Annotated in this window: 13 protein-coding genes; 2 read left to right on the plus strand and 11 right to left on the minus strand. The window is 74.3% G+C overall.

What is annotated here, in order from left to right; genetic code table 11:
- Positions 1-30 precede the first annotated feature (30 nt).
- Entirely contained in the window at positions 31-987 is a 957-nt protein-coding gene (locus ACI79C_RS08065; protein ID WP_456945111.1) for an alpha/beta hydrolase, read from the plus strand.
- A gap of 139 nt (positions 988-1,126) precedes the next feature.
- Here ACI79C_RS08065 and ACI79C_RS08070 read toward each other — a convergent pair whose 3' ends face one another.
- From ACI79C_RS08070 to ACI79C_RS08110, 9 genes are all read right to left on the minus strand, one after another.
- Positions 1,127-1,882, minus strand: a complete 756-nt coding sequence (locus ACI79C_RS08070) for an SDR family NAD(P)-dependent oxidoreductase (protein ID WP_456945112.1) — start codon at positions 1,880-1,882, stop codon at positions 1,127-1,129.
- Positions 1,883-1,933: 51 nt separating this feature from the next.
- Positions 1,934-2,797: a sugar phosphate isomerase/epimerase family protein gene (locus ACI79C_RS08075; RefSeq protein WP_456945113.1), complete on the minus strand. Its 864-nt coding sequence runs from the start codon at positions 2,795-2,797 to the stop codon at positions 1,934-1,936.
- Positions 2,798-2,810: 13 nt separating this feature from the next.
- Positions 2,811-3,854, minus strand: coding sequence for a transketolase family protein (locus tag ACI79C_RS08080; RefSeq protein ID WP_456945114.1), 1,044 nt, complete (start codon positions 3,852-3,854; stop codon positions 2,811-2,813).
- The gene (locus ACI79C_RS08085) at positions 3,851-4,726 is read right to left on the minus strand and encodes a transketolase (RefSeq protein WP_456945115.1); all 876 of its coding nucleotides are present in this window, start codon (positions 4,724-4,726) and stop codon (positions 3,851-3,853) included. Before ACI79C_RS08085 ends, ACI79C_RS08080 begins: the two co-directional genes overlap by 4 nt.
- Before the next feature lie 19 nt (positions 4,727-4,745).
- Positions 4,746-6,170, minus strand: a complete 1,425-nt coding sequence (locus ACI79C_RS08090; RefSeq protein WP_456945116.1) for an MFS transporter — start codon at positions 6,168-6,170, stop codon at positions 4,746-4,748.
- Positions 6,171-6,412: 242 nt separating this feature from the next.
- Positions 6,413-7,075: a GntR family transcriptional regulator gene (locus ACI79C_RS08095; protein ID WP_456945117.1), complete on the minus strand. Its 663-nt coding sequence runs from the start codon at positions 7,073-7,075 to the stop codon at positions 6,413-6,415.
- Between the two features lie 140 nt (positions 7,076-7,215).
- Positions 7,216-8,241, minus strand: a complete 1,026-nt coding sequence (locus tag ACI79C_RS08100; RefSeq protein WP_456945118.1) for an NAD(P)-dependent alcohol dehydrogenase — start codon at positions 8,239-8,241, stop codon at positions 7,216-7,218.
- A complete protein-coding gene (locus ACI79C_RS08105) occupies positions 8,238-8,996 on the minus strand; it encodes an iron-sulfur cluster assembly protein (RefSeq protein ID WP_456945119.1) in 759 nt (252 codons plus the stop codon). The genes ACI79C_RS08100 and ACI79C_RS08105 overlap by 4 nt, the downstream gene beginning before the upstream one ends.
- A 10-nt stretch (positions 8,997-9,006) precedes the next feature.
- A complete protein-coding gene (locus tag ACI79C_RS08110; protein ID WP_456945120.1) occupies positions 9,007-10,050 on the minus strand; it encodes an amidohydrolase family protein in 1,044 nt (347 codons plus the stop codon).
- Positions 10,051-10,235: 185 nt separating this feature from the next.
- Between ACI79C_RS08110 and ACI79C_RS08115 the strand changes: the two genes are divergently transcribed.
- Entirely contained in the window at positions 10,236-11,699 is a 1,464-nt protein-coding gene (locus ACI79C_RS08115; protein WP_456945121.1) for an AAA-type ATPase lid domain-containing protein, read from the plus strand.
- On the opposite strand, the gene ACI79C_RS08120 is transcribed toward ACI79C_RS08115, so the two are convergent.
- Together ACI79C_RS08120 and ACI79C_RS08125 are read right to left on the minus strand one after the other, a co-directional pair.
- Positions 11,683-12,624 carry an oxygenase MpaB family protein gene (locus ACI79C_RS08120; protein ID WP_456945122.1) on the minus strand — a complete coding sequence of 314 codons (942 nt, stop codon included), beginning with the start codon at positions 12,622-12,624 and terminating at the stop codon, positions 11,683-11,685. The two genes, ACI79C_RS08115 and ACI79C_RS08120, sit on opposite strands and share 17 nt — an antisense overlap.
- A 55-nt stretch (positions 12,625-12,679) precedes the next feature.
- Complete coding sequence (locus ACI79C_RS08125; RefSeq protein WP_456945123.1) at positions 12,680-13,267, minus strand: hypothetical protein; 588 nt, start codon at positions 13,265-13,267, stop codon at positions 12,680-12,682.
- Positions 13,268-13,271 lie beyond the last annotated feature (4 nt).

A 13,271-nucleotide genomic window follows, 5' to 3' on the forward strand; every position in this document is an offset into this window, starting at 1 on the left:
GGCGTCCGGACGGGGAGAGGGGACGCGCGTATGGCGCGGATGGACCTGCGGGTGCGGCTGCTGGGCCGGCTGGCCGGGCAGATGTCGGTCGCCACGATGGACGAGGCCCGGCTGCGGCGGGTGCAGCAGCGGAGGATCGGCCACAACCCGGTGACCGACCTCCTGTTCGGCCGGGTCGCCGCCGGCGTGCGGCTCACCGACACGACGGCGAAGGGCGAGGTCGGGCCCGTGCCCGTCCGGGTCTACCGGCCCGACCGCGCGGCGGCCGGCCCGCTGCCGTTGGTGGTCAACTTCCACGGCGGCGGCTGGACGATCGGCTCGCTCGACACCGCCGACTGGTCGTGCAGCTCCGTCGCGGTCACCACCGGGGCCGTCGTCGTCTCGGTGGACTACCGCCTGGCGCCCGGCCACCGCTGGCCCGCCGCGGCCGAGGACTGCTACGCAGCGCTCGTCGACGTGGTGGGCCGGGCGGGCGATCTCGGCGCCGACCCCGACCGGGTGGCCGTCATGGGCGACAGTGCCGGTGGCAACCTGGCCGCGGTGGTCAGCCTCATGGCCCGCGACCGCTCCGGCCCGCGGATCGGCCACCAGGGGCTGGTCTACCCGGCGGTCGACCTCACCATGAGCAGTCCCTCCATCGAGGAGAACGCCTCCGCGCCCATCCTGACCAAGGCCGACTGCCTCGCCTTCCGCGACCACTACCTGGGCGGTCAGGACCCGCGGCAGCCCTGCGCCTCCCCCCTGTTCGCCGACGACCTCTCCGGGCTGCCACCGGCGCTGGTGCAGGTCGCCGAGCACGACCCGATCCGCGACGACGGCCTGCGCTACGCCGAGGCGCTGCGGGCGGCGGGCGTGCCGGTGCGCCTGACGCAGTACGTCGGGATGCCACACGGGTACCTCAGCTTCCCGCGGATCTGCCGGGCGGCTCCCCAGGCGCTGGCCGAGCTGTGCGCGGAGCAGGTGACCGCCTTCGCCCGGCGCCCCTGAGGGCGGTGTGCCCTGGACGTCGGCCGGGGAGGCCTCGATCCCGGGTGAGCCGTCCGACACGACGCCTCCTCGGGTGGGTCGACCAGGGCGTCCGGGGAACGCCGTCCGGCCGTCGGTCTCCCTGCAGGGAGGTCCTCGGTCAGTGGATGTGCGAGCCGCCGTTGACGTCGTAGGTGGCCCCGGTGACGTAGCCGGTCTCCTCCCGGCACAGGTAGGTGATCAGGTCCGCGACGTCGGCGACCCGGCCGTTGCGGCCCACCGGGATCCCGGCCACCAGCTGCGTCTTGCGCTCGCCCTCGAGCGCCCCGCCGGTGATGTCGGTGTCGATCAGCCCGGGCGCGACGGCGTTGACCGTGATCCCGTGCGGCCCCAGCTCGCGGGCCAGCGCCCGGGTGAAGCCGAGCTCGGCGGCCTTGGCGGCGGAGTAGGCCACCCCGCCGAAGACCCCGCCGCCGCGCTCGGCCGACACCGAGGAGAGGAACACGATGCGGCCGAAGCCGCGCTCGGCCATGCCCGGCGCCAGGCGGCGGGTGACGTTGAAGGCCCCCCGGACGTTGACGGCGAAGATGCGGTCCCACTCCTCCCCGCTGACCTCGAGGAACGGGGTGGGTGAGGTGATGCCGGCGTTGTTGACCAGGGCGCCGACCGGGGGCAGCGCGCCGTCGAGGACGGCGAGGGCGTTCTCCACCGAGGCCTCGTCGGTGATGTCGCAGCCGATCCCGACGGCCTGGACGCCGTGGCGGTCGGCGACCTCGTGGGCGGCGTCCTTGGCGCTGGCCTCGTCGAGGTCGAGGACGGCGACGTTCCAGCCGGCGGCGGCGAGGGTGTGGGCGGTGGCGCGGCCGATGCCGCGCTTGGAGCCGGCACCGGTGATGACGGCGGTCTTGTCGGACACGGACACGGTCTCCTCCAGAGGAGTGGGTGGGGGTGAGCGGGACAGCAGGCGTCAGGCCTGCAGGAGCGAGCTGATGAAGCGGCCGGCCCGGCCGGCCTCGGCCGGTCGGTCGGCGTCGTCGATGTCGTGGGTCTCGAGTTCGAGGCTGTAGTGGCCCCGGTAGCCGGCGGCGGTCAGCGCACCGAGCGCCGCCGGGAAGTCGACCTCGCCGCGGCCGATGCTGCGGTTGATGTCGCCGCGGACCGCGTCGCGCAGGTGCACGTGGCCGACGCGGTCGCCGAACCGGCGCACGGCGTCCACCTCGTCCCCGCCGCTGGCCACGACGTGGCTGAGGTCGAGCACCAGGCCGACGGGTGCGTCACCGAGCGCCTCGGACAGCAGCTCGGCCCGGTCGAGGTCGGCGCACAGCCGCCGGGAGTGCGGGGCCTCGACGAGGAGGTCCAGACCCGCCTCCCCGAGGAGGTCGGCGGCAGTGGTGAGCGCCCGGGCCACCGCGGCGACGTCGTCGGCGAGCTCCGTGCGTGGCGTCGTCCCCGCCCGGCCGCACGGCAGCACGATCGTCGAGGTGCCGACCGCCCGGGCCAGCTCGGCCAGCGGACGCAGCCGTTCGCGCAGCTCCCGTCCGTCGAGGTCGGGGTCGTCCATGTCGCCGACGTCGGCGTTGACCACCCGCACCGCCACCCCGCTGGCCAACACCTGCCCGGCCAGCTCGTCGACCAGGGAGGCGGGGAGCGGGAGGGGGACGTGGTGGCAGACCCCCGGGAGGGCGCCGAGGTCGGTCTCCCCGAAGCCCTGGGCGGCGACCTCTGCCAGCGCCGCCGGCAGCGGCAGCCTCCGGAAGGAGATCGTGGAGCACCCGAGCCGGGGGTCGATGCTGCCGGCCGGCACGGGCGGGCCCGGGGTCGTTCCGGTCATCGTCCGGCTCCCGTCAGATGGTGGCCGGAGCCGGGTCGGCCGACCACGGGCGGTGCGAGGCGCCCACCAGCTCGGCCTTGACCCGGGCCACGACGGCGTCGGTCGACAGGCCGTAGCGGTCGTGCAGGGTGGGCAGGGCGCCGGCGGCGAGGAACTCGTCGGGCAGGGCGATCGGCACCACGCGCGTCCCGACCCCGGCGAAGGCCAGCGTCGCGGCGACCGACTCGGCGAGCCCGCCGACGACGGTGTGGTTCTCCAGGGTGACCACGAGCCGGTCGGTGCGGGCCGCCCGGAGGACCGCCTCGGTGTCCAGCGGCTTGATGGTCGGGACGTGCAGCACGGCGACGTCGACGTGGTCGGCCTCGAGGCGGGCCGCCGCCTGCAGGGCCCGCATCGTCATCAGCCCGGTGGAGATGAGGACGACGTCCCGACCGGTCCGCAGCTCGGCGGCCTTGCCGAGCTCGAAGCGGTAGTCGTACTCGTCGAGCACCGTGGGCACCGCGCCGCGGAGCAACCGCAGGTAGGTGGGACCCGGCGCCGCCGCCAGCGCGGGCACCGCCTGCTCGATGTCGACCGAGTCGCAGGGGTCGACGATCGTCAGGTTCGGGCAGCCGCGGAGGATCGCGAGGTCCTCGGTGGCCTGGTGGCTCGGCCCGTAGCCGGTGGTGAGGCCGGGCAGGGCGCCGACGACGTTGACGTTCAGGTTCGGCTCGGCGATGTCGAGGCAGAGGAAGTCGTAGGCCCGCCGGGTGGCGAACACCGAGTAGGTGGAGGCGAAGGGCACCAGCCCGACCTCCGCCAGCCCGGCCGCCGCCCCGAGCATCGCCTGCTCGGCCATGCCCATCTGGAAGAAGCGGTCCGGGTGGGCGTCACGGAACACGTGCATGTCGGTGTACTTGGCCAGGTCGGCCGACAGCCCGACGATCTCGGGCCGCTCCTCGGCCAGGCGGTTGAGCGCGTGCCCGAAGGGTGCGCTGGTGGTGCGCTGACCGGGGTCGGCGAACGACGCGATCATCGCCGAGGTGGTCAGCTTCTTCCGGGGTGCGGTGCTGGTCATCGGGCCAGTCCTTCCTGCAGCTGGTCGCGGGCGATCTGCCACTCGTGCTGCTCGACCCGCATGAAGTGGGCCTTCTCCCGGCCCTCGAGCAGCGGCACCCCGCAACCGACGCGGGTGTCGCAGATGAGCACCGAGGGCGAGCCGCGGTGCTCCCGGATCTCGTCGAAGGCGTCGACGAGGGCGCCGACGTCGTTGCCGTCCACCCGCAGGGCGTGCCAGCCGAACGCGCGCCACTTGTCGGTGACCGGCTCGGTGCGCAGGACGCCGGCCGTGGGGCCGTCGGCCTGCAGCGCGTTGACGTCGACGATCGCGGTGACGTTGTCCAGCCCGTGGTGGGCGCAGGACATCGCGGCCTCCCAGGTGGAGCCCTCGTCCAGCTCGCCGTCCGAGAGCAGGTTGAACACGCGGGCGGGGTTGCCGAGGTGGCGCAGTCCCAGGGCCATCCCGGTGGCCACCGTCAGGCCGTGGCCGAGGGAGCCGCCGGAGATCTCCATGCCCGGGGTGTAGGAGGCCATCCCGGACATGGGCAGCCGGGAGTCGTCCGAGCCGTAGGTCTCCAGTTCCTCGAGCGGGATGGTCCCGGCCTCGGCCAGCGCCGCGTACAGCGCGATGGCGTAGTGGCCGATGGAGAGCAGGAGACGGTCCCGGTCGGGCCAGTGCGGGTCCTCGGGGCGGTGGCGGAGCTGGTCGGTGTAGACGACCGCCAGGACGTCGGCGACGCCCAGCGCCTGCCCGATGTAGCCCTGCCCCTGCACCTCCCCCATGTCGAGGGCGTTGCGCCGGATCCGGTACGCGGCCTGCCGGATCCGCTCGATCCGTTCCGCCCGGTCGACGGTCGGTGTCGCGTCCCGGGACGTGCTCAGTGCGGTCATGACGTGCTCCTCGTGGGGGTCAGTCGGTCGCCGAGTCGGCCGTCGTCCGGCGCTCGGACGTCCCGGGGCGGGGGGCGGGGACGGTGGACGGCGTCCGGAGGCTGCGCTCCAGGGCGGCCACCTCCGCGCGCTCGACCGGACCCCAGGTCTCACGGGTCGCCAGCGCGGCGAGCAGGCCCAGCAGGCCGTAGCCGCTGAACAGCAGCGCCGGGCCGATCCAGCCGTAGCCGGCGTACAGCGCGGTGGTGATCAGCGGGGTGAAGCCGGAGACGACGGCCGACATCTGGTAGGCCAGCGACGCACCGGTGGTGCGGGTCTTGGTCGCGAACAGCTCGGAGAACCAGGCGCCCTGCACCCCGGCCAGGGAGTTCTGCAGGACCGCGTAGCTGATGACGAACGCGATGACGATCGCCACCGCGACGCCGGTGTTGACCACGAGGAACAGCGGGATGCCCCACAGCAGGTGCAGCGCGGTGCCCAGCAGGTACACCGGGCGCCGCCCGACGCGGTCGGTGAGCGCGCCCCAGTAGGTGGTGGCGAAGATGCCGACCCCGGCAGCGATCATCGTCGCGGTGAGCGTGACCGACCGGTCGGCCAGCCCCTCGGCGGCGACGTAGGACAGCATGAACGTGACCGACACCGCGTAGCCGGCGGTCTCGGTGATCCGCAGGCAGAAGGCGCGCAGGATGTTGCGCCAGCCGTCGCGGAGCACCTCGAGCAGCGGGTTCTTCGAGAGCTCGCCCTCTTCCTTGAGCTCCTCGAACTCGGGCGACTCCTCGACCTTGAGCCGGATCACGATGCCCACGACGATCAGGACGGCGCTGAGCAGGAACGGCACCCGCCACGCCCACGAGCCGCCCAGCGGGACGCTGGCGAGGAACGCCAGGTTGGCCAGCAGCAGCCCGACCGGGAAGCCGGCCTGGGTGATGCCGGTGTACAGGCCCTTCTTCCGCCAGGGCGCGTGCTCGAAGCACATCAGGATCGCGCCGCCCCACTCGGCGCCGAACGCGAGCCCCTGCACGACGCGGACGACCACCAGCAGGATCCCGGCCCAGATGCCGACCTGGTCATAGGTGGGCAGGCAGCCGATGAGCACCGTCGCGATGCCCATGAGCAGCAGGGAGCCGACGAGGACCGGCTTGCGGCCGATCCGGTCACCGAGGTAGCCGCCGATGATGCCGCCGAGCGGGCGCACCGCGAAGCCGATGCCCAGCGTGGCGAAGGACAGCAGCGTGCCCGACAACGGGTCGTCCGCGGGGAAGAAGGCGGTGTTGAAGTACAGCGCCGCGGCGATGCCGAAACCGATGAAGTCGTAGGTCTCGATCGTCGCCCCGACGGAGCAGCCGATGGCGACCTTCTTCTTCGTGGGGGTGCCCTCGATCGGGTGCCACTGGGCGACCTCTTCGAGGTGTGGATCGCGGACGGGAGGGTGCCGCTCGGTCATGGTGGTCTCCGGGTGGGCGATGGGCGTGATCCGCGCTGTTGGTTGACTGTTAACAGTCAACTCCCGACCGAGTGTGGGTGGCATGCGTCACCGTGTCAAGGGTCACGTCGCAACGCAGAGGTCAGCGCCGAACGCTGCGATGAGCGAGCGTCAGCGTCGGGCGCTGCGCGCAGTGGAGTGCCGCGGGCGGTCCCCGCGCCGTGGCACTCCACTGCGCGCCGGGCGGGGGTGCCCCGCGGGCGTCAGGCCGGGTCGGCCGAACGGGCGAAGTGGTCCGCGGCCGAGGTCATGTGCTCCTCGACGACGTGCACCGCCGTGGCGACGTCCCCCCGCTCGATGGCGTCGACGATGGGGGCGTGCCGGTCGCGCGCGGTCATCGGCGCCTGCCACGCGGCGCCGTTGAGGATGGCCACACGCATGCGGCCCTCGAGCCGCTGCCACGCCTCGACGAGCATCGAGTTCCCCGACAGCCGGCACAGCAGCAGGTGGAAGGCCAGGTCGGCCTCGATCCGCGCCGGGGAGTCCGCGTCCTCGGCGGCGATCCGCTCGAGCGCCTCGCGCAGGGCACTCACGGCGGCCTCGCGCCGCGGCGAGGCGATGACCTGCCGCACCGCCAGGCCCTCGAGGGCCGCGCGGACCTGGAAGAGCTCCTGGACCTCGGCGGAGGTGAGGCTGTTGACCCGCAGCATCCCCCGGTTGCCCGCGGTGACCAGACCCTCCTGCTGGAGGTGCCGCAGAGCCTCCCGCACCGTGCCCCGGCTGACGCCCAGCGAGGACGCGAGCTCGACCTCGCCGAGGTGGTCGCCGGGCCGGTACCGGCCGGAGAGGACGGCCGACCGGAGCACCTCCAGGGCCCGTTCCCGCAGCGTGCTGCGGTCCAGGCTGGTCAGGGGCTCACTGCTCATGGGCACCTCCTCGTCGCCGCCGATCGTAGCCGGGCTGTCGACACGGACCTGCCGACTGTCGACACCATGCGTGGCGAGGGCGCGGGACACGCGCCGACCGGCCGGCGCGCGGGCGCGCACCGGCCGGTCGGGTGGGGAGCTCAGGGGACGAGGATGGCGCGCCCCCGGACCTTCCCGGCGTCGAGGTCGCGGAGCGCGTCCACGGCCCGGTCGAGCGGGTACTGCTGGGTGTGCAGGGTGACCTTCCCGGCCTGCGCGAGCACCATCAGCTCGGCCAGGTCGCTGTAGGTGCCGACGATGTTGCCGACGATGTTCTTCTCGCCGGCGACGAAGTCCAGCGTCGGGATGCGCAGCTCGCCGCCGTACCCGATGACGTAGTACGAGCCGGCCGGGCCGGTCATGTGCCAGCCGTCCATCTCCGCGCCCTGTTCGGCGACGAAGTCGAAGACGACGTCGGCACCCCCACCGGTCAGGTCCTGGACCGCCTGGACCTGGTTCCCGTCGGCGACCACGGTCTCGTCCGCGCCGATCTGCCGGGCGAGCTCCAGGGCGTCGGGGTTGCGGTCGACGACGACGATCCGGGTGCCCGACAGCGCCGCCAGGCACTGGATGCCGATGTGGCCGAGACCGCCGGCGCCCTGCACGACCGCCGTCGTGCCCGGGTGCAGCAGCGGCAGGGCCTTGCGCACGGCGTGGTAGGCGGTGATCCCGGCATCCGCGAGCGCGGCGACGTCGGCGGGGTTGGTCGACGGGTCGAGCTTGACGCAGGCGCGGGCCGTGGTGCGCAGGTACTCGGCCATGCCTCCATCGTCGTTCGACAGCCCGGGGAAGAAGGCGTTCTCGCACTGCATGTCCCGGCCGGCGCGACAGGCCGGGCACAGGCCGCAGCTGGGCTGGGGGTGCAGGATCACGGTGTCACCGACGGCGACGTTGGTCACACCCTCCCCGACCTGGTGGACCCACCCGGCGTTCTCGTGCCCGATCACGTAGGGCAGCTCCGGGTCCTGCAGGTCGGCCCACTGGCCCTCGAGGATGTGCAGGTCGGTCCGGCAGACCCCGGCGCCGCCGATCTTGACGATGACGTCGAGGGGACCCTGGAGCCGGGGTTCGGGGATGTCGTCGATCGAGGGGTCGGCGTGGTACTCGTGCACGCGGACGGCCTTCACGGGTGGGTTCCCTTCGTGACGGTGAGCGGGAGCAGGGGGCGGTCCTCGGGGCGGGGCACCTGGTCGGCCTCCGCACCGGGATAACGGGTGGCCAGCAGGCCGCGGCAGAAGTGCGCGTTGCCGTCGACGGAGATCCGCACCGAGCGGGCGCGGCGCAGGAAGTGCGCCGCGGCGTCGGGGGCGGGCCGGGTGCCGTCGGCGTCGACCAGCACCGCCGAGCCCGGGTGCAGGGGCAGTCCGACCGCGGCCCGGCGACGCAGCAACGCATCGGTGGTGGGCTCCCCCGCCGGCAGGTCGCCGAGGGTGAGCGCCGCGACGTCCACGGCCGGGTCGGCCCGGAGCAGGGCGGTGACCGCCCGCTCCATCGCCGCGGTGTGCGCCTTGCGGAGGAAGGTGGCGCGCAACTCGTCGAGGGACTCCTCCGCCTCGTGGGCGAAGGTGGTCCGGTAGTCGGCGCCCGTGGCCAGGCCGCGGTTGATCAGGTCGGAGTCGGAGTGGTCGTCGAGGGCCACCACCACCCGCGCCACCCCGGGGACGGCGGCGACCGCCTCCCGGGCGTCGGCGGCCATCAGCCAGGCGAAGTTGGGCGCGCAGAACGACGTCGGCAGGCGGAGGTGGACCTCGACGACGGCGCCGGCGACGTCGATCGAGCGGACGAAGCCGAGGTCGGTGATCGGCTCGTCGAGCTCGGGGTCGACGACGGCGCCGAGCGCGGCGCGCACCTCCGCCTCGAGGTCGGGCAGGACGGCGGTCATCGCGCCGCCCTCAGGCCATCGCCAGGTCGGCGGCGCCGGGCTCGCGCGGGCCGGTCTGCGTCTCGTCGGCCTCGGGCAGCCGGCACTCCTCCGGCACCGGGAGGTCGTAGAGCCGCGCCGCGTTGAGGCCGAGCACCTTCTTCTTGGTCGTGGTGGTCAGCGGCGCGTACTCGGTCATGTCCTCCGGGATCTGGAAGTCCACGAACCGCTCGACCAGCCACTTCGGCGTCCACAGGGCGTAGTCGCTGGAGAAGAGGATGCGGTCCTCGCCGATCCAGTAGACGAGCTCACCCATGATCTGCGCGAAGTACCGCGGCCGGGTGTGGATGAACGGCATCGCCACGGCCAGGCCCGCGTACACGTTGGGCTCCTGCGTGGCGATCCAGCAGAAGTCCTCCAGCCGCGGCAGGCCGCAGTGCTCCACCACGAAGGTCAGGTCGGTGAAGTCGCTGGCCACGTGGTCGACGTCGGCCACGTCGAACGCGTCGCGGTCCAGCGGCCGGATGGTCGGGCCCTTGTGGATGTGGATGTTGGTGATCCCGAGCTCGCGGCAGGCCTCGAAGTACCGGTAGGCCATCGGGTCGGTCAGCTTCCAGCCGCGGGACTCACCGTGCCAGTCGGCGGTGTAGAGCTTCACGCCCGTGAGGCCGAACCGCTCGGCGTCGGCCCGCAGCTGGTCCAGGCCGTTCTCCCCGTCGCGGGGGTCCCAGTAGTGGTTGTAGGTGAGCTTGTCGGGGTGCTGCGCGGCGAGGGCGGAGGCCTCGTCGGTCTGGCCGAAGCCGCGGTGGTAGAACTCCGCCAGCCGGGCCGGCTGGAAGATCGCGTGGTCGACGATGCCGTCGACGAACACGTCGCGCATCAGCCGCTCGCCGCCCTGGTAGAGGTACTCCTCGTACCCCCAGACCTCCGACTCGGGGCTGAGGTTGCGGTGGTAGTCGTAGAAGCAGTCGATGAACTGCTTGCCGTGGACGTTGCGCTGGTTCTCCGGGCGCGCGTCCCACAGGGCGATGTGGGAGTCCACCACGTAGTAGGTCTCGCCGTCCTTGCGGTACATCTCCGGCCTCCGTCGGCTCTCCTGTGACACCGGTCACGTCGGTGGAGCCGACGCTAGGGACGGCCGGACGGCAGCAGAAGCCGGTCGTTGTCTCACTTTGGAACGCCCCCTGGACAGCGCCTCGCGGGGCTACATTCGTGGCGCGGGCCACAGTCCACCGGCCCGTCCCGCCCAGGAGGTGTCCCGTGGACGTGCACCGGGCCGCCCCCCACCCCCTCGCCGACCCGGTGCTGGCCGCCCGGCCCGCGCCGTCCCGGGTGCGGGCCTCGTGGCGCCGCAGCCAGGACTACGGCGTCACCCCGGACGAGGTCGTCCCCGTCTTCACCGGCTCGCTGGACACCGGCTCGCTGCTGTACGAGTGCGCGCACCGGGTGCTCACCGACCTGCAGGCGACGATCCCGAACGAGCCGGTCAGCCTCATGGTCGCCGACGCCGAGGGGCTGGTGCTCGCCCGGCTGTGCAGCGACGCGGGCATCCTCCGGTCGCTGGACCGGGTCCACCTCGCGCCGGGTTTCTCCTACGCCGAGCGCAACGCCGGCACCAACGGGCTGGGCCTGTCCCTCGCCGACCGCGCCCCCTCGCTGGTCCGGGCCCACGACCACTGGTGCGCCGAGCTGCGCGGGTTCACCTGTGCCGCGGTGCCGGTCGTGGACCCGGTGAGCGGGGACCTCGCGGGCAGCATCAACCTGACCACCTGGTCGTACTCCTCCTCCGAACTGCTGCTCGGCCTGGCCCAGGCGGCCGCGAGCGCCACGAGCGCGCTGATGCTGGTCCGCGCCGGCGGGCGGACGGTGCGCCCGGCCCCGCGCGGCGAGGTCTTCCACGTGGTCGGCGGGCACCTGACCCCCGACGCCGGCGACCCGTGCGTCTCGGCGGCGTGGCGCGCCGCGGTGGCCGACGCCGTCGCGGCGGCCGACCGCGTCACCGCGGTCGTGGGCGAGCCCGGCGCGGGCAAGGCCGCGCTGGCCGCCCTGGCCCGCCGCCGGGTCGCCCCTCGCCACCGGGTGCTGCACGCCCGCGCGCCCGAGGCCGGGGACGTCGCGGCCTGGCTGGAGCTGTGGACGCCGGAGCTGCGCGACCCCGACACCCTGGTCATCGTCTCCGGCCTGCCGCACCTGCCGGCGTGGGCCACCGAGGAGCTGGCGCAGACGCTGGGCGCGGGCCGCCGCACCGGCCGGCCGCAGCCGTTCGTGTTCACCGCTCCGGACTTCACCGCGGTGCCCGGCCGGCTGGCCACCCTGGTCGACACCGTCGTCGAGGTGCCCGCGCTGCGGCACCGCACCGACGACGTGGTGCCGCTGGCGCACTGGTTCGCCGAGCAGGAACGGCACCGGGCGGTCGGCTTCACCGCCCGTGCGGCCCGCGCGCTGACCGCGTGCGCCTGGCCGGGCAACGTGCGCCAGCTGCGGCGCGTGGTCCGGGACGCGGCGGCCCGCGCCGACGTCGTCGACGTCCACCACCTGCCGCCGGAGGTGCTCGACGGCGGCGGCCGCCCGCTCACCCGGCTGGAGCGGCTCGAGCGCGACGAGATCGTCCGGTGCCTGACCGAACCGGGGACGACGATCACCCGGGCCGCCGAGGAGCTGGGCATCGGTCGCGCCACGCTCTACCGGAAGATGGCGCAGTACAAGATCACCCTGCCGCGCTGACCGCGCCGTCCCCCGCCCACGCCGGCGCGGGGCCCCGCCCCAGCCGCCAGAGCGCCGCCTCCTCCGAGGGGCTGCGCGACCCGAGCAGCACCTGGAGGCCGCGCAGCTGGGCGCGGCTCACCGGCAGCCGGACGACGCCCCTCCCCCGTCCGGGCACCCCCGCCAACGGCGCGAGGACCGGCGACACCACCGACCCGGCGGCCCCGGCGAGGCCGCGGTAGAACACCTGCTCGGCGGGCCCCAGCCCGGGCGGGGCGGTGAGGAACGCCCGCAGGTCGGGCGGCACCGGCTCCAGCACCGGCCGGTGGGCGGCCAGCGCCTCGGCCAGCTCGGCCGCCGTCCCCGGCAGGTCCCCGGCGCCCAGGGCCCGGGCGCTGCGCGCCCACTCGCGCACGTAGGTGTCGGGCCAGTTGCGGCCGAAGCGGGCCGGCGCCGGCCGCCCCACGGCCTGCTGCGCGGCGAGGAAGGCGTCGGTGAACGCCAGGTGGACCCACCGCAGGAGCTCCGGGTCACCGGCGGAGTAGGGCCGCCCGTCGTCGGCGGTGCCACGCACCCGCTGGTGCATCCGGCGGACCCGGGCGGCCTCCCGCTCGGCCAGCTCCGCCGACCCGAACGTCGTGACCACCAGCCAGCGGGCGGTGCCGGCCAGCCGCGCCCACGGGTCGGCCAGGTAGGCCGAGTGGCGGCGCACGCCGGTCAGGGCCAGCGGGTGCGCGGCCTGGCCGAGCAGCGCGGCGATCCCGCCGACCAGGGTCGAGAGGTCGCCGTGGACCCACCAGACGACACCGCCGGGCTCGAACCAGCCGGGGCCCTCGCCGACGCGGCCGATGTCGCGCACCCAGCCGGGCACGCCGGTCGGGTCGCCGGACACCCGCGCGCGGAAGCGGGCCCGCACGGCCTCGGGCAGGGCGGTCAGCGGGTCCACACCCCCACGGTCCCAGGCTCGCGCAACGGCGGCACGCCGCAGCCGAGGGACCGGTTCACCCCCGCACGGCCCGGACGACCCGCCGCAGCCCGGTCCAGGCCCCGACCCCGGCGAGCACCCACGGGCCCGCGACGACGACCGGGTCCAGGACGTGGTGCCGGGCGTCGCTGCGTCCGCGTCGCGAGCGCAGCCCGCCGTGGGTGAGCTCGGTCCGCACCCCGGTCTCGGTCACCGGGTTGTCCGGGCGCAGCGTGGCGAACGAGCGCAGGTGGCTCCCCCAGGCGTCGACCCGGTCGCCGACGATCAGCAGCAGCCAGTGCGCCAGGCGACCCTCGCTGAAGCGGCGGTAGGCGAGCCCCCGGATGGCCCCGGACACCCCGCGGAGCGGCTGCGCGGTGCCGAAGACCGGGGTGACGAAGGCGTGCTCGATCGAGCGCTCCCGCGGCTCCGTCTCCGGCTGCCGCTCGGGGAAGTCCCAGTGCGCGCCGGTGTCGGCCGGGTACTGCAGCTTCGGGTACGAGGGCCGGTCGGCCGGGTCGAGGTCGGCGCCCCAGCCGGGGATCCGGGCGCGCAACTGCTCGGGGGTCTCGCGGGGGGCTCGCTTGTCCCGGACGTAGGCGCTCGGGATGTCGGGGTGGGTCATCGTC

The organism is Geodermatophilus sp. SYSU D00697 (assembly GCF_054050175.1).